We start from the raw sequence: 16,438 nt of genomic DNA, 5'->3' as shown, positions 1-16,438 counted from the left end.
ATATCGCGCATCCGAAACAGAACGGATGCCCACAGGATGCTGGAGGAAACATGGCGCCCAAGGAAAATCATCCCAAGAATGGTGGGAAACGCTCTCGCCCGAGCGTGACCGAAAAGGAAGCGCTTGATTTTCACTTGGAAGGGCGCCCTGGCAAGCTCGAGATCGTTCCGACAAAGCCGATGGCGACGCAGCGGGATCTGTCCCTGGCCTACTCGCCGGGCGTCGCGGTTCCCGTCAAGGCCATCGCTGCCGATCCGGCAGCGGCCTACGACTATACCACGCGCGGCAACATGGTGGCCGTCATCTCCAACGGCACGGCAATCCTCGGCCTTGGCAATCTGGGTGCATTGGCCTCGAAGCCGGTGATGGAGGGCAAATCCGTTCTCTTCAAGCGCTTCGCCGATGTCGATTCCATCGACCTGGAAGTCGACACGGAAAATGTCGATGAGTTCATCAACTGCGTTCGCTATCTCGGCCCCTCGTTCGGCGGCATCAATCTTGAGGATATCAAGGCGCCGGAATGCTTCATCATCGAGAGCCGACTGCGCGAACTCATGGATATTCCGGTTTTCCACGACGATCAGCACGGCACGGCCATCATCGCCGCCGCTGGCCTGATCAACGCGCTGGAACTGACAGGGCGCGACCTGAAGAACACGAAGCTTGTCTGCAACGGCGCGGGTGCAGCGGCAATCGCCTGTATCGAACTCATCAAATCCATGGGCTTTAATCCGGAGAACATTATTCTCTGCGATACCAAGGGGGTGATCTATCAGGGTCGCACCGAGGGCATGAACCAATGGAAGAGTGCGCATGCGGTGAAAACCGACCGGCGCACGCTGGAAGAAGCCATGAAAGGCGCAGACGTCGTCTTCGGTCTGTCCCAGAAGGGTGCCTTCACCGAAGAAATGATCCGTTCCATGGCGGAGCGGCCCATCATTTTCGCCATGGCAAACCCGGATCCGGAAATCACGCCGGAAGAGGTGGCGCGTATTCGCGACGACGCCATTATGGCGACGGGGCGTTCCGATTATCCGAACCAGGTCAACAACGTCCTCGGCTTCCCTTACATCTTCCGCGGTGCGCTGGATGTTCGCGCCCGCCAGATCAATGATGCGATGAAGATCGCGGCGGCGGAAGCGCTTGCAAACCTTGCCCGCGAAGACGTGCCGGACGACGTTGCCGCCGCCTATCAGGGCATTCGTCCGCGCTTCGGGCCGCAATACATCATTCCGGTTCCCTTCGATCCGCGCCTCATCTCGGCCATTCCGGTGGCCGTTGCCAAGGCAGCAATCGAGAGCGGTGCCGCACGGCGCGTGATCGAGGATCTCGATGCCTATGGCCGCGAGCTTTCGGCCCGCCGCGACCCGATTGCCGCGACGACCCAGAACATCTACGCGCAGGTGCGTCGCAGCCCCAAACGGGTTGTCTTCGCGGAAGCGGAAGAAGAACAGGTCATGCGTGCCGCCGTCTCCTTCATCAATCAGGGCCTCGGCACCGCAATTCTGCTGGGCCGCGACGATGTGATCCGGTCGACGGCGGAGCGGGCCGGCATTGAGCTTGACCGCCCCGGTATCGAAATCGTCAACGCTCGTATCTCCAACCGCGTGGAAGCCTATATCGATTATCTCTACGCCCGCCTTCAGCGCGAAGGCTATCTGCAGCGTGATGTTCAGCGCCTGATCCACAACGACCGCAACCACTTCGCAGCCTGCATGGTGGCGCTCGGTGATGCGGATGCGATGGTGACGGGAACGACGCGAAACTACGCGACGGCCCTTTCCGATGTTCGGCGCTGCATCGATCCGAAGCCGGGTCATAAGGTGATTGGCGTGTCGATCGTGGTCTCGCGCGGACGAACAGTGTTCGTGGCCGACACCGCTGTTCACGACATGCCAAGCGCACAGGATCTCGCGGATATTGCCTGCGAGGCCGCTCGTCTGGCACGGCGCATGGGTTACGAGCCACGCGTGGCCATGCTTGCCTATTCCACCTTCGGACAGCCACGCGGAGAACGCTCCGAGCGTGTGCGCGAAGCTGTTGCGATCCTTGATCAGCGGCGTGTCAATTTCGAGTATGATGGCGAGATGGCTGCGGATGTTGCACTGAACGCGGCCCGCATGGAGCAATATCCGTTCAACCGGCTATCCGGCACCGCTAACGTTCTGGTCATGCCAGCCATTCATTCGGCATCCATATCCACACGCATGCTGGAGGAACTGGGCGGCTCGACGCTGATTGGTCCGTTGCTGGTCGGTCTCGATAAATCGGTGCAGATTACGTCCATGGGGGCGAAGGATGCCGACATCGTCAACATGGCAGCCATCGCGGCTTATAACGCGGGAAGCTGATAGAATAAGCCCGGCGGAGTTGCTCCCGCCGGGCTTTTTACCTCAAATGGAGATGGTTCAGCCGCCGAAGCGGCCAGCGTCAGCGCCATAGTAATTGATATAGCGGCCGGAGATCGATTCGATCGGCAGTACGATCAGCACATCCGTCGTGTTGAAGGCCTGATCGACAACAGCGCCATTGCCGACCATGGCACCCAATCTCAGATAGCCCTTGATCAAGGGCGGCATGGACATCAGCGCATGCTTGGCGTTGATCGCTTCCTGCGGCATCAAATCCATGGTGTTGAACAGTTCTTCACGGGCAGACACTGCCCACTCACCTTTGGCGCCAACAGAATGATGCAGAAATGACAGGGCCAATGCATGGCTTTCCGGGCTGGTGCCGGGGAAGGATGCGCAGCCGAACATCGCATGGATGCCGTGTCGCAGAGCGTAGGCCCAATTGCCCTGCCAAAGAAGTTCCACTGTACGCTTGGTGCGGTAATGCGGCAAAACGCAAGAGCGACCAAGTTCCATGAATTGCTTGCTCGGGTGACGTGCGAGAAGCGGGGCGATCTCATATTCGCTCGCGGAATAGAACCCGCCATTGGCAAGGGCTACCTCCTGCCGCAGAAGGCGGTACGTGCCAACGATCTGCTCCTCCGGCTCGCCGGTCAGGGCCGTATCGACGACGAGAAGATGGTCGCAAAAATCGTCGTAGATATCGAAATCACGCTTGAGATCCATTGCTTCCGGAGAAAGGGTTGCGCCCATTTCCTCGACGAAGACCCTGTAGCGGATAGATTGTGCCGCCTGGATTTCCTGAGAATTCCGCGCAAGCCGTGTTTCCATGCTCCCAATGCGGCCAAACACATCGGCAGGCAACAGCGATGCTGCAGGCTTCATAACCGTTGCAGGTGCGACTTCACGATTGAGCAGATCGATACTCATATTTCCCCGTTCCAGCAGCTGGAGCAAATCCCGAACTCCATAAAGCACCCTTCTGCGACAGGAAAGTGACATCACTAATTGTAGATATGATGAAGCATCTACACCAGAGAGTGGCATTGACTGTTGGCAATTTCAGGTCGGCTTGCGTCCGGTACGTCGCAGTACGGTATCGATTTCCGCGAGCAGTCGCCGCGGGTCTATCGGCTTTTGCAAAACACAACTTGCGCCACTCGCGATCACGCGCTCACGGATCAGTGGATCCGTCTCGCCAGAAAGCACGAGAACAGGCGCGTATTCGCCATTGGATAATGCTCGTTTCCTGATGAGGGGCAGAACATCGGCAAGATCCCCACCCGGCATATGCAGATCGGAGATAATGAGGTCGGTATGCCTGTCCGCAAGAGCGGCCTGCCGCAGACCTTCCAGATCTGTGACATGGTGAACGGTGCAGCCTGCCTTGCGCAGGATTGCCCCTACCATCATCGCGGACACCGGGTCATCCTCCGCCAGCAGCACGGAAAGTCCGGTCTCCAAACGCTTGCCTTCTGCAGATGGCACCACTTCAGCGGTCATTCGTCCGGCCATGCCGCCAAGGCGGCCGCGAAGGACATCGACCAGCGACTGCTCGCGCAACGGACGGATAAGCCAGGCATCGTAAGCATCCCAGCGCTGGCTACTGCGTTCCTCCGGACTAACGAGAAGGATACGCCGGATTTTCTGGGCAACGGGGCCGAGCAGATCAACACCCGGCACGCGATGATCGACGATCATATCGGTAAAGGCGAGGTTCTTGCGCGTGAGATTGGCGATTGCCCATTCTGCCTCTTCAGCAGATGCCGCATGTCGGCACCGACCACCAAGCGTCTCTATGGTCGAAATGATTGCCTGAGCTGCTGGGCCGTCCGGCGCCAGAAGTAGCACGTGCGATGACCGAAGCAGCAACATACGATCATTGCCACCAGAATTCATGTCCGCCGAAATGGCGGGTAGCTCGATCGTGAACGTGGTGCCGACGCCCTCTTCGCTCTCAACCGACAACCGGCCGCCGAATTCGCGCAGAATTCGCGATGAGATGGACAGGCCGAGACCGGTGCCGCCGCTTCGCTCGGCTGCGGTTCCCACCTGCTCGAATTCCTCAAAAATTCTCTCGCGTGCTTCGGCAGACATGCCGGGGCCAGTGTCTGCTACAGTGATGACCATTGCACGGCCATTCAGGCGGACACGGACGAGAACGCCGCCGAACTTCGTGAACTTGACCGCGTTACCGATGACATTGAACAGGACCTGCCGCAGACGCGCCGGATCAAAATCCATGAGATTCGGCACATCGAAGGCGACGGTTGCGCCCAGCTCAATACCTTTCTGATGCGCGCGTGGGGCAAGCATCTCGACAACGCTTTCCAGAAGCTGCCGGATATTTTCAGCTCGGCTGTTCAAACGAAACCGACCGGCCTCTATCGTGGAAAAGTCGAGAAGATCGTCCACCAGTTGCGCAAGGGCAGAACCGGCCTGGGAAATGCCAGCGATATAGTTTCTCTGTTCCGGAGTGAGCCCCGTCTGCTGGAGCAGATGGCTCATACCGAGAATGCCATTCAGGGGCGTGCGCAATTCGTGAACAACAGTCGCCAGTTGCCGATTTTTTGCACGGCTCGCTTCTTCGGCATGAAGACGCGCCTCTTCGCGGGCGTGTTCAAGGCGGCGGTCTTCCGTCACATCCCGCGCAGTTCCGAACACAAGATATTCCCCGCTGACGGAATCGCGGACAAGCACATCCTGCCAGCTTAAAACACGCACTTCGTGCTGTATGGATATCTCGATGTCGCGCGGGGAGGTCAGAGGCTGATTGGACAGTGGCAGACCCAGATCTTCAAGCGTACGATCTTCCGGCGCTTCGGTGCCGAGGATCTTCAGGAACGTCCTGTTCGTTGCAAGCACCACACCGTCGATACTGCGGACGACAGCCAGCGAGGACAGAAGCTCCTGGCTTTCCAAGAAGGCGCGCGGACCGGCGTCTACGAAATCATGATCGCTCGGTTGCCCAACCTGCAGAAACAGGCCATCCTCCCCGGCCGGCTTTGCCCGGCTGAAGGTCGATCGCAGTCTCTCATGAAGGTCGGCGAGGTTGCGCATTGGCGGCACCTTATCACGCGATTACTTCCGATAGATTTACGATTACGAGGCTCGAACCGCTCAATTCGCCTTTTTGCGACTATGCAAAAGCTCGTCCAGGATCACGCAACCGGCCCCTACTGTAATGAAGCTGTCTGCGAGATTGAAGACCGCAAATGACCATGTTTCGGTATAGAACAGAATATAGTCGATGACATGGCCGTAAATGAAACGATCCAGAATGTTCCCGATTGCGCCGGCAATGATCAAGGCAAAGCCGGTATGGGCGAAAAATCGATCACTTGGTGTTCGCCGCCAAAGCCAGATCACGAAAGCGACGATGCAAAGCCGCATGGTGACGATGAACCACCCATCGAGATGATCCAGCATCGAGAACGCCACACCCAGATTGTAGGTGCGATAGAGAGCCAGATAAGGAATGACGTGCACGGCCTGCTGCAAGGGCAGATAGGCTTCAACGGCCACCTTTATGATCTGGTCTGTCAGGACTGCAAGAACGATGAAGGCAAAGATCGGTGCCGGACGCGAGAAAAGGGTTGGCTTCAGGTCCGCTACGGTCATCGTGCCTCCAGGCTCAGAAAGTTTCGGCGCGCTTCGTACAGCATGACCGCTGTCGCAACGGCAAGATTGAGACTGTCGGCTCGTCCAGCCTGCGGTATCCGCGCCAGCCGGTCTGCTGCCTTAGCCAACTGTTCCGGAAGACCGCTCTGCTCGTTCCCCATCAACAGAATTGTCGGCTTTTTCGCATAATCGATGGTGCGGTAGTCGACAGAGCCTGCCAGGTGAGTGGCCACGATCTGACCACCTGACTGTTTCGCCCAGCCCACGAACTCGTCCGCACTTGCGCGATAGACCGGCATTGCAAAGACAGACCCCATCGTGGCACGGACCGTTTCCAGCGAGAAGGGATCCGTGCAGTCACCGACGAGGATTACGCCAGATGCACCGGCCGCATCGGCGGTGCGAATGATGGTCCCCAGATTGCCAGGATCGCGGACACGATCAAGCGCAACAAAGGTCTGCCCTTTTTCAAGCGAAAGATGACCAAGGTTTTTCCACTGCTGTTCGAAGACGCCAACGACCATTTGCGGATTGTCGCGTCGCGTAATGCTGGACAGAACTTTCTCGCTGACCTCCAGAACCAGACCGCCGCGCGCAACTGTTCTGGCTGCGACCTGTTCGACTAGCGGTTTTCCCTTCGCAGCCTTCGCATAAACCAGGGTGCGGATTTCCCATCCCAGCTCGACCGCATCAATGATCAGCTTGAGGCCTTCAGCAAGGAAAGTACCGCTTTCTTCGCGCTCCTTTTTGGAGGTCAGTCCCTTGATATCCTTGACAATCGGGTTGGTCAGGCTGGTGACTTCCTTGACCTGACCGACACGCCGCGCGCCGGGCTTACGATATTCATCACTCATTGACGCACCCACCGGCTAAACAAGGACGTAGACAAGGCCCGGGCCGGTTCTCGTCCATTAAGACCCGCCTCGCGAATGACAAGCTCGCCTGATTCCACCGCGCCGCCTGCGCCGCGCATCGTTTCGCGCATCAATTCATGGATGGAATAGAAACTGGCACGAATCGAATAGGCCGTCAGCACAAGTCCGATTGCCTTCGGCGACAGGATTTCGCGGCAGACATCCAGCATCAGCGGCAGTTGCTCGAACAGGTGAAAGACCTCGCCATTGGGACCACGGCCGAATTTCGGCGGGTCGGCGAGGATGATGTCATATTGATTACCGCGACGCTCCTCACGAAGAATGAACTTCATGGCATCCTCGCAGATCCAGCGTATCGGCGCACGTTCCAGCCGGGCAAGCGACTGGTTTTCCCGCGCCCATCCGATGGCCTTCTTCGAGGCATCGACATGCGTGACTTCGGCACCAGCAGCGGCGGCAACCAGAGAAGCGACACCCGTATAACCGAAAAGGTTCAAGACCTTGATGGGGCGATCGGCCTTCTCCGCCTGCTCCTTGACCCAGGACCAGTGAACGATCTGTTCCGGAAAGACCCCGACGTGACGGAAGGACGTGAAGCGGCCGAGAAAATCGACATCCAGGAGAGACATAGGCCATGTTTCACCAAGGGCCGCCTTTGGAAATCGCCAGCGTCCCATGCCGTCTTCGTCGGTATCCCCGGTAAAGATGGCGTCGACATTCTCCCACACGCTCTCGGACAGGCCAGGCTGCCAAAGCGCCTGCGCTTCCGGTCGAACGATCCGGTAAGGGCCATATTGTTCCAGCTTGAGGCTCGCTCCACTATCGATGAGGTAAAAATCGCCTGCCCCGGTCGATTCCAGAATGACCGGCACGCGCTCCCGCGGCAATTCGCCTTTGCGCTTGATGAGCGGACGCGTTTCGGCCACCGGAGCGGCAACACCTTCTGGTTTCACATTGTCCCGCGGAGGCTTTCGTTGCGGATGATCAGCCCTCGCCGACTTCGGTGCCAGCGATCCTGCGGCCACAGGCTTCCCGCCCGGGCTTCGCTTTTGCCCGCGATCTTGTGTATTTTTTTGCGTGGACCGATCCGGCCGCTGCGGTTTCTTGTTCAAGAGAGGTCTTCCGCTGTGATCAAACTGTTTCCGCAGCAAATAGCATCGGCATTGCTCTTGGCAAAGCGCTTTCCCTTCTGCGACAAAGCAAGCTAGTATGAGTTTGTCGAATGCTGGCTTGGGAGGGTCGGATGGAGATCAGTGGAGAAGAACGTATTGCCGCACCGCGTGACGTTGTGTGGGCTGCTCTCAACAATCCGGATATTCTCCGCCAGTGTATTCCCGGCTGCCAAACCCTGGAGCAAAAATCACCAACCGAACTGGCGGCGACGGTGAAACTGAAGATTGGCCCTGTTTCCGCCAGCTTCAACGGCGAGGTCACGCTATCCGACATCAACGCGCCCGAGAGCTATCGTATTTCCGGTGAAGGCAAAGGTGGAATCGCCGGGTTTGCCAAAGGCCATGCCGATGTTGTGCTGGAAGAGGACGGTGCGGATACGATCCTTCGCTACAAGGCAGATGCACAGGTCGGCGGCAAGCTTGCTCAACTGGGATCGCGCCTGATCGGGTCGACATCCCAGAAACTGGCGCAGCAATTCTTTGCAGACTTCAACGCGGTGTTGACGACACCTGCGGAAACCAGTCTGTAACTGCTTACATTCTGGAGCCCGGCAAAGCGACAGCGTTTGTTGAAGGTTTCGCAGGTGCAGAACCTGTCTGCTTTTCCCTGGCGATGGCGGCGCGCGCCTCCAGCCGGGCCTGCTTGCGGTACTTGCCTTGTGCAAACCATGTACCGACAGCGCCGATCAACATGCCTACCAGCAAAGCCAGAAAGAGCATGAGAAAGAGCGGACCGGTCACGGAGAGAACCGTGTCGGAAGGCTGAAATGGGTTCAGCGCCAGCCTTACCGGCTCGCGATTGGCGACGCAGAGCACGATCAGCATGATGGCCAGCGGCACAAAAATCACGAGGCTGACGATCTTGCGGACTCGGTTCATGACATGCTCCCGATAACGTGCCTGGACTCAGGGCTGTTGCCTGATGACGTGAATTCACACCCTGCTCGAGGAGGGTTGAGACGGTTCGAACTCTACCGCCTCTTCAAGACCAGAGATTAGTGTTCAAAAGGTTGGTTTCAAGACAGGCCAACCCTGACAGGGGCAACTCAGTCTTCGTCTTCTTCGTCCACCAGATCAGGATTCAGGCGTTCGCGCAGCTCTTTGCCAGTCTTGAAAAACGGCACCCATTTTTCTTCTACGAAAACCGTATCGCCGGTGCGGGGGTTGCGTCCGGAGCGAGCCGGACGATTCTTGACGGAGAATGCACCAAAGCCGCGAAGCTCGACGCGGTTTCCGGCGGCAAGGGCGTCGGTGATTTCATCCAGAACGGCATTGACGATATTCTCGACATCACGGTGGTAGAGATGCGGATTGCGGGCCGCAACAATCTGCACCAGTTCGGATTTAATCACGACTTCCCCCTGAAATATTCTGAATTTTCAATCCTTGCCAACCTGCCAAACGGAAACAAGACCGTCAAGGAACAACTTGGATCCGAGAAGGCTGTGGGCTTTTGATAGATCCGGGTCGAAGCCCAGGGCTGCCGCGATATAGGGCACAAAAGCACCGAGCCCCAGATAACCGGCCTCCTTGCGCTCTTTCCATTCGATGATCGGCAGATCCTTGGAGACGCCACGCGTGGCGAGGTAGGCACGAATTTCCGGGGTGCCGCCAAGCGTATCGACGAGCTTTACTTTCAAGGCCTGCCGCCCTGTGAAGATGGCACCGTTGGCGAGCTTGAGAACTTCCTCCCTTGGAAGCTTGCGTCGGTCTGCCACCAGATCCACGAACCAGTCATAGCTATCCATGATCATGCTTCTGATCATCGCCTTTGCCTCCTCCGGCGGAGCGTGGAATGGCGATGGCTCAGCCTTCATGGGAGCAGACTTGATCTCTTCAAGAGACACACCAAGCTTTTCGAGAAGATTCTGGATCTGCGGATACTGGAAGATGACACCGATCGAACCGGTAATGGAGCTCTCGCCCGCGACGATGGTATCGCCTGCGGACGCGATCATGTAGCCCGCCGAGGCGGCCAGGGTACGAACGTCGGAAACAACCGGCTTTTCGGCCGCGACGGCACGAATGGCCTTGAAGATCCGTTCACCGCCGAAAGTGGTGCCGCCAGGTGAAGAGATTGACACAACCAGGGCCTTGACCTGGGCGTTCTTGCGGATCGTTTCGAGCCTTTCGATCAGTTCGTCATCATCGGTGATCATACCGTCGATCTCGACCCGCGCCACATGCGGCCGTGCCGATCCCTCTCCGCCAACAACGCTGTAGAGCGAGAAACCGATAGCTACCAGCAGCAAAGCCGCAGCGATCCGCCAGAAAGTAAGCTTGCGTCGAAGTTGACGACGGTCCGCGATCGCCGACTGATCCATTAGAGTTCCCTTCATTAAGGCGTCTGTAGATGACTTATTTGCCATCCTCGCCGGAATAAGATTCTTCAATACACGAATTTGTGTCGAACGTTATTGTTTCTTGATGGATAAAAGCCATATTGGGAGACGATGTGGTGGGTCCGACGGTACGTCAGAGTACGACCTCCGACTGACACGGTATCAAAAGGTTTCCATGCTGCAAAAGCTTGCATCAAATCCCGAAGCTCCCCGTAACGACGGAGCAGCCACTGGCGCCTACCAGGCTGCCTTGGCCCATTCGCGTCGCGTGAAGCGGCTGCGTGTCCTGCTGCCGGTTGCTGCGCTGGCGATTTCCGCCCTCTTCATTGGAATCACGTTCATCCGGTCCTACCTGCCGGAGAATCTCACCGTTCAGAGCGCGCGCATCGAAAACGGCAAGATCGTCATGGAAAGCCCCGCGATCGCCGGTCGTAACGAAAGGGGCATCAGCTATTCCTTGACCGCCACCAGAGCGCTTCAGGATGTGACCGACCCGAACATGTTGTCACTGGAGAACGTGAAGGCGGCAATGCCGATGAGCGGCGACGTTATCGCGCGCGTTGTTGCGACCGCTGGCGTCTTCGATCGCTCGGCCGATCGGATGAATATGACGGCTCCCTTCGAGGTGAACCTCAGCAACGGCATCACTGCGAATTTCCAATCAGCGCGGCTCGATATTCCCGGCGGCTTCATGGAATCGACCGACCCGGTCAATATCAAAACAAACGACGCCGCCATTGTTGCGAAGTCGATGAAGATATCGGATAACGGCAAGACAATCACGTTCACGGGGCAGGTCCAGGTTAACCTGACGGGCTCCGCTCTCAAGCAACAAGACAACCAGAGCCCGGCCCAATGACACCTTGCCGTTCATCTTCTCTTCGTCTTACCTCCTGGCTGATCGCTGGCATCGCGCTTGCGGGCCTGACCGGCACTGCTTCAGCGCAGTCCACCTCCAAGCAGATGGACGGCATGAAGCTGTCCAATGACAAGCCGATCCAGATCCAGAGTGATCAGCTTGAAATCAAGGACAATGAGAAGAAGGCCTATTTCACCGGCAATGTCGAAGTCGTGCAGGGCACGACGACGATGAAGGCCATGAAAATGGTCGTCCAGTACAAAGGTGATCCTGCGGGCGGCTCTTCGGGTGGCTCAGGCGCCGCATCCGGCAAGCAGGATATCGACAAGATCTTTATCGACGGAAAAGTTGTACTGAACTCCGGCCAGCAGACGGCAACCGGCGATCAGGGCGAGTACGACATGGCTTCACAAATGCTGACCCTTACGGGCAAGCAGGTTGTGCTAACGGACGGCCCGAACGTGTTGACCGGGTGCAAGCTCGTGGTGCGCGTCGATTCCGGTGAGGCCAAGCTCGATAACTGTGGCAAGCGGATCCAGATCCTTCTCGATCCCAAATCCAAGCCGCAACAGTAAGGCGCACCCCTACTCCATGTCTCTCTTTTCCCGCTCCAAGGCGCCTGCGTCCGAGGGTTTTGACCCGAAGGACAAGGTTCGCTACGAAGGCACGCTGATCGCGCATAGCCTGTCGAAGACCTATGACACGCGACGTGTCGTGAACGGCGTTTCACTGATTGTACGACGTGGTGAGGCGGTCGGGCTTCTTGGTCCGAATGGCGCGGGCAAGACGACCTGCTTCTACATGATCACCGGGCTCGTCGGCGTCGACGAGGGCATGATCGCCATCAACGGCAATGATGTCACCCGCATGCCAATGTATCGCCGGGCTCGCTTGGGCGTTGGCTACCTGCCGCAGGAAGCATCGATCTTTCGCGGATTGACAGTCGAGGAAAACATCCGCGCCGTGCTTGAAGTGCACGAGCGCGACCGGCAGAAGCGCGAGCGCAAGCTCGACGAACTGCTGGAGGAATTCCACATCAGCCGATTGCGGAAGGCTCCGGCTGTGGCACTCTCTGGTGGCGAGAGACGGCGCCTTGAAATTGCCCGTGCACTGGCAACAGACCCGGCTTTCATGCTGCTGGACGAACCGTTTGCCGGCGTTGATCCGATTTCCGTGTCCGATATCCAGAATCTTGTGCGGCACCTGACGGCGCGTGGTATCGGCGTTTTGATCACGGACCACAATGTCCGTGAAACGCTGGGTCTCATCGACCGGGCCTACATTATCCATGCCGGTGAAGTTTTGACGCATGGACGGGCGGACGATATCGTCAACAATGCGGATGTTCGACGCCTTTATCTTGGCGACAAATTCCATCTCTGACAGCAAGCTGACGAGAATCTTTACCTCAAGCCTCGTCCATGCTTGACCAAACCTCCTAAAAAAGCAATTTTTGGGCCAGTTGGTCTCATCGTCTCCCAATTTCCATGCAATTGGGTGATCGGAGAGGTTTTGTAGGGAGTTCAGCGTCCGTTATGGCTTTATCTACCAGCCTGTTGCTGCGCCAAGCTCAATCTCTGGTCATGACACCGCAACTGATGCAGTCCATCCAGCTGCTTCAGATGACACACCTTGAGCTCAACCATTTCATTGCGCAGGAAGTCGAAAAGAATCCCCTGCTCGAATTCTCTCCATCTGATGGAGAAGCAAGCAATGACAGCTTCGAGAGTTTCGAGGCACCAGAGACAAGTGCCAACGAAGATAGCGGGCACTCCACCTCCAGCGATGGAGATGCGGACTGGTTCGATTCCGGTTCGAACGATCATGGACAGCTCAACGAGCGCCTCGACGCGAATTTCGAAAATGTATTTCCTGATGATGTAGCCGAGCGTCGGCCGGATGCACCTGAACTGATGGGGCAATGGAAGTCCATGCCCGGCGGTGAGGCTGGCGAGGGATATGATCTGGAGGATTTTGTTGCAGGCACTGTTTCCCTGCGAGACCATCTCTCCCAGCAAATCCCCTTTCTGCTGCATCAGGAAAGAGACCGGCTCATCGCGCAGCACTTGACAGACCTTCTCGATGAGAATGGCTATCTGCAGGGCGATACGTCAGAGGTCGCAGAGCGCCTTGGCACGACGCCAGCGCAGGTCGATGCCATCCTGAAGTCCTTGCAATTCCTCGATCCACCGGGAGTTTATGCACGCTCGCTCACCGAATGTCTCTCCATCCAGCTGGCTCAGAAGGATCGGCTGGATCCGGCTATGCAGGCACTTCTGGGAAATCTTGAACTTCTGGCCAAGCGGGATTTTGCGTCGCTCCGGCGCATCTGCGGGGTGGATGACGAGGATCTCATCGACATGCTGGCAGAGATCCGCGCGCTCAACCCGCGTCCGGGAAGCAGCTTCGAAAATGGCGGCTACGAGGCTATCCTCCCCGATGTGGTGGTGCGTGCCGGGACTGACGGAAGCTGGCTTGTCGAACTGAACCCAGATACTTTGCCGAGGGTGCTCGTCAACCAGACCTATTTTCAGTCGATTTCCAAGAAGGCGTCCAGACCGGGTGAGGACGCGAATTTCCTGTCCGAATGCCTTCAGAATGCAAACTGGCTCACACGCAGCCTGGACCAGCGCGCCAAGACGATCATGAAAGTGGCCTCCGAAATCGTCCGTCAGCAGGACGCATTCTTGCTCCACGGGGTCGATCATCTTCGTCCGCTGAACCTGAAGACCGTGGCCGAAGCCATCAAAATGCATGAGTCAACAGTCAGCCGGGTCACATCGAATAAATACATGCTGACCCCGCGCGGGCTTTTCGAGCTCAAATATTTTTTCACAGTTTCCATCAACTCGGCTGAAGGTGGAGACAATCATTCCGCTGAAGCCGTGCGTCATCGCATTCGCCAGATGATCGCGCAGGAGGCTCCGGAAGCAGTCCTGTCCGATGACGATATCGTCGCCATCCTGAAAAAATCAGGCGTCGAGCTGGCACGAAGAACCGTTGCCAAATATCGGGAATCCATGAACATTCCGAGCTCCGTTCAACGACGGCGCGAGAAGCGGGCTCTCGCCAAGATTGCCGCCTGTTGAGCTGGACGTGCCCCATTCTCAGGCTCGGGTAAACCTGAGCGAATCAGTTCACCAGACGCGAATCACAGCCAAGATGAACCTTGGCTTAAAGCATTTCTTGCTCACATAGCGCCGTTGACTTTCCTGAAATCGACGGCTAGAAGCCCGCCGCACGAATGAGAAAGGACGGCGGGAGCCGCATTTAACGGTCGATCAGGCCTATCGTTATCAAATCGGCGAAGTATCAGCAGAGACGCTTGGATGAGGGAGCCGCTTGGCGTAGACTGCCATGTGCAAGTCACGACAAGAAGGAAGGAATTCCATGAGTGTGCGTGTATCCGGAAAGCATATGGAAATCGGCGATTCGTTCAGACAGCGGATCGAGGGCCATATCGGGGAGGCGGTTACAAAATACTTCGACGGAGGATATTCGGGTCAGGTGATCGTGGAGAAATCCGGATCCCGATATACCTCGGACTGCAAGGTGCACCTGGACACCGGCATCGTGCTCCATGCCACAGGTGAAGCCAACGATCCGCAGGTTAGCTTCGATGCAGCATCGGAACGGATTGAAAAGCGCCTGCGCCGCTACAAGCGCAAGCTTCGCGACCACCATGCTGGGGCAACCCAGAACGGCTATGCAGAAATCGCCTACACGGTGATGGACGCGGTGTCGGAAGAGGAGGACGAGGTTCCGGATGACTTTGCTCCCACGATCGTGGCAGAAAGCTCCAAGCCTCTGAAGACAATGACCGTCGCAAGCGCCGTCATGGCGCTCGACATGACAGACGAACCCGTTCTGTTTTTCAGGAACCCTGGAAAACAGTTGAACATTGTGTACCGCCGCAACGACGGCAATATTGGCTGGATCGACGCCGCCAGTATCAAAGGATAGCCTGAAGGGAGTGCTTCGGCACTCCCATACCCCCCGGCGGGGGCAGAAGGATGGAAAGAATGGCGTTGGCAGATCTGCTGCAGCAAGATGCAATTATTCCTGCGCTCAAGGTCAATTCCAAGAAACAGCTTCTCCAGGAACTCGCCGTCAAGGCTGCAAAGCTGACGGGACTTCCAGAGCGCGAGATATTCGATGTCATCCTGCAGCGTGAGCGACTTGGCTCGACCGGTGTCGGCCACGGCATCGCCATTCCGCACGGCAAGCTTGGCAGTATTGGGGCAATCACGGGATTATTTGCCCGGCTTGAAACCCCGGTGGATTTCGAAGCGCTGGATGATGAACCGGTCGATCTGGTTTTCCTTCTTCTGGCACCCGAAGGCGCTGGAGCTGACCACCTCAAGGCACTCTCGCGCATTGCCCGGGTGCTGAGAGATCACGATCTTGTGGCAAAGCTGCGCGCCACCGATTCAGCGTCCGCCATCTATGCGTTTCTGAATCAGGAACAGGCGAACGCCGCCTGATTCACTTCCATCGCCTTGAAAGCAAAAAGGTCCGCCTCTTTCGAAGCGGACCTTTTTTCTTGATCAGAAATACCGGCGTTGATTACGCCTTATCGGCGGTTGCCTCGGCAGCGGCGGATGCTTCAACCTTCGGGCCACCTTTCGCAACACCGACCATGGCGGGACGAAGAACGCGCTCGCCAATGACGTAACCCGCCTGGACGACCTGCACGACCGTATTGTTGGGAACAGCAGGATTCGGAACCTCAAACATGGCCTGATGGAAATTCGGATCGAATTTCTGACCTTCGGCATCGATCTTGCGTACACCGTGGCGCTCAAGTGCCGATAGCATTGCGCGCTCTGTCATATCGACGCCTTCGATCAAGGCCTTGAGGCCAGCATCACCCGCTTCTCGCGTTTCGGCAGGGATTGAGTCGAGCGCCCGTCGCAGATTGTCAGACACGGCCAGCATGTCACGCGCGAAGGCGGTTACGGCGTAGGACTTGGCGTCCTTCACATCGCGCTCTGTGCGGCGGCGAAGATTGTCCATCTCTGCTGCGAGGCGCAGGAAACGGTCGCGGATCTCGTTATTCTCCGCCCGAAGCGCTTCCAAAGGGTCTGGCTGCTGCTCACCAGGAGCTTCCGAACCATTTTCCGCAAAGGCTGAAGCAGCGGCAGCAGCAGCAGCGTCCTGATTTTCTTCCGCGTCAGGTCCGGGTTTCTTCGTCTCGTCGGTCATGACGTACTCCATC

At 57.4% G+C, this 16,438-nt stretch carries 17 protein-coding genes; 8 read left to right on the top strand and 9 right to left on the bottom strand.

All coding sequences use genetic code 11. From position 1 onward, the window contains the following. Positions 1–50: 50 nt before the first annotated feature. Positions 51–2,351: an NADP-dependent malic enzyme gene (locus ASD54_RS13890; RefSeq protein WP_062555190.1), complete on the top strand. Its 2,301-nt coding sequence runs from the start codon at positions 51–53 to the stop codon at positions 2,349–2,351. A 57-nt stretch (positions 2,352–2,408) separates the two neighbouring features. Here ASD54_RS13890 and ASD54_RS13885 read toward each other — a convergent pair whose 3' ends face one another. The 5 genes from ASD54_RS13885 to ASD54_RS13865 form a co-directional block, all read right to left on the bottom strand. Further along, on the bottom strand, positions 2,409–3,236 hold the full coding sequence (locus ASD54_RS13885) for a GNAT family N-acetyltransferase (protein WP_244484763.1): 828 nt from the start codon (positions 3,234–3,236) through the stop codon (positions 2,409–2,411). A gap of 177 nt (positions 3,237–3,413) precedes the next feature. Then, positions 3,414–5,411: an ATP-binding protein gene (locus tag ASD54_RS13880; RefSeq protein WP_062555188.1), complete on the bottom strand. Its 1,998-nt coding sequence runs from the start codon at positions 5,409–5,411 to the stop codon at positions 3,414–3,416. Positions 5,412–5,471: 60 nt separating this feature from the next. Next, positions 5,472–5,972, bottom strand: a complete 501-nt coding sequence (gene lspA, locus ASD54_RS13875; protein ID WP_062555187.1) for a signal peptidase II — start codon at positions 5,970–5,972, stop codon at positions 5,472–5,474. Next, positions 5,969–6,826 carry an RNA methyltransferase gene (locus tag ASD54_RS13870; protein WP_062555186.1) on the bottom strand — a complete coding sequence of 286 codons (858 nt, stop codon included), beginning with the start codon at positions 6,824–6,826 and terminating at the stop codon, positions 5,969–5,971. Before ASD54_RS13870 ends, lspA begins: the two co-directional genes overlap by 4 nt. After that, on the bottom strand, positions 6,823–7,872 hold the full coding sequence (locus ASD54_RS13865; protein WP_082547229.1) for a class I SAM-dependent methyltransferase: 1,050 nt from the start codon (positions 7,870–7,872) through the stop codon (positions 6,823–6,825). Before ASD54_RS13865 ends, ASD54_RS13870 begins: the two co-directional genes overlap by 4 nt. A gap of 218 nt (positions 7,873–8,090) precedes the next feature. On the opposite strand from ASD54_RS13865, the gene ASD54_RS13860 reads away from it, so the two are divergent. Next, a complete protein-coding gene (locus ASD54_RS13860; RefSeq protein WP_062555184.1) occupies positions 8,091–8,549 on the top strand; it encodes a carbon monoxide dehydrogenase subunit G in 459 nt (152 codons plus the stop codon). Between the two features lie 4 nt (positions 8,550–8,553). Here the strand turns inward: ASD54_RS13860 and ASD54_RS13855 are convergent, their stop codons facing one another. The 3 genes from ASD54_RS13855 to sppA form a co-directional block, all read right to left on the bottom strand. Beyond that, positions 8,554–8,898, bottom strand: a complete 345-nt coding sequence (locus ASD54_RS13855; protein WP_062555183.1) for a hypothetical protein — start codon at positions 8,896–8,898, stop codon at positions 8,554–8,556. Positions 8,899–9,065: 167 nt separating this feature from the next. Continuing rightward, entirely contained in the window at positions 9,066–9,371 is a 306-nt protein-coding gene (locus ASD54_RS13850; RefSeq protein ID WP_062555182.1) for an integration host factor subunit beta, read from the bottom strand. 27 nt (positions 9,372–9,398) lie between these two features. Then, positions 9,399–10,343: a signal peptide peptidase SppA gene (sppA, locus tag ASD54_RS13845; RefSeq protein ID WP_062555181.1), complete on the bottom strand. Its 945-nt coding sequence runs from the start codon at positions 10,341–10,343 to the stop codon at positions 9,399–9,401. 193 nt (positions 10,344–10,536) lie between these two features. Between sppA and lptC the strand changes: the two genes are divergently transcribed. The 6 genes from lptC (at position 10,537) to ptsN (ending at position 15,704) form a co-directional block, all read left to right on the top strand. Beyond that, positions 10,537–11,220, top strand: coding sequence for an LPS export ABC transporter periplasmic protein LptC (lptC, locus tag ASD54_RS13840; protein WP_062555180.1), 684 nt, complete (start codon positions 10,537–10,539; stop codon positions 11,218–11,220). Continuing rightward, positions 11,217–11,795, top strand: a complete 579-nt coding sequence (locus tag ASD54_RS13835; RefSeq protein ID WP_062555179.1) for an LptA/OstA family protein — start codon at positions 11,217–11,219, stop codon at positions 11,793–11,795. Before lptC ends, ASD54_RS13835 begins: the two co-directional genes overlap by 4 nt. A gap of 16 nt (positions 11,796–11,811) precedes the next feature. Continuing rightward, positions 11,812–12,603 (top strand): LPS export ABC transporter ATP-binding protein, encoded by a 792-nt coding sequence (lptB, locus tag ASD54_RS13830; RefSeq protein WP_062555178.1) that lies wholly within the window; start codon positions 11,812–11,814, stop codon positions 12,601–12,603. 152 nt (positions 12,604–12,755) lie between these two features. Then, a complete protein-coding gene (gene rpoN, locus ASD54_RS13825; protein ID WP_062555177.1) occupies positions 12,756–14,309 on the top strand; it encodes an RNA polymerase factor sigma-54 in 1,554 nt (517 codons plus the stop codon). Positions 14,310–14,610: 301 nt separating this feature from the next. Then, positions 14,611–15,183: a ribosome-associated translation inhibitor RaiA gene (gene raiA, locus ASD54_RS13820; protein WP_062555176.1), complete on the top strand. Its 573-nt coding sequence runs from the start codon at positions 14,611–14,613 to the stop codon at positions 15,181–15,183. Positions 15,184–15,242: 59 nt separating this feature from the next. Continuing rightward, complete coding sequence (ptsN, locus tag ASD54_RS13815; RefSeq protein WP_062555473.1) at positions 15,243–15,704, top strand: PTS IIA-like nitrogen regulatory protein PtsN; 462 nt, start codon at positions 15,243–15,245, stop codon at positions 15,702–15,704. Positions 15,705–15,786: 82 nt separating this feature from the next. On the opposite strand, the gene grpE is transcribed toward ptsN, so the two are convergent. Continuing rightward, a complete protein-coding gene (gene grpE / locus ASD54_RS13810) occupies positions 15,787–16,425 on the bottom strand; it encodes a nucleotide exchange factor GrpE (RefSeq protein WP_062555175.1) in 639 nt (212 codons plus the stop codon). Positions 16,426–16,438 lie beyond the last annotated feature (13 nt).

The organism is Rhizobium sp. Root149 (assembly GCF_001427345.1).
In the GTDB taxonomy this organism is placed as follows: domain Bacteria; phylum Pseudomonadota; class Alphaproteobacteria; order Rhizobiales; family Rhizobiaceae; genus Neorhizobium; species Neorhizobium rhizoryzae.
This window is presented reverse-complemented; position numbering and strand designations above follow the sequence as displayed.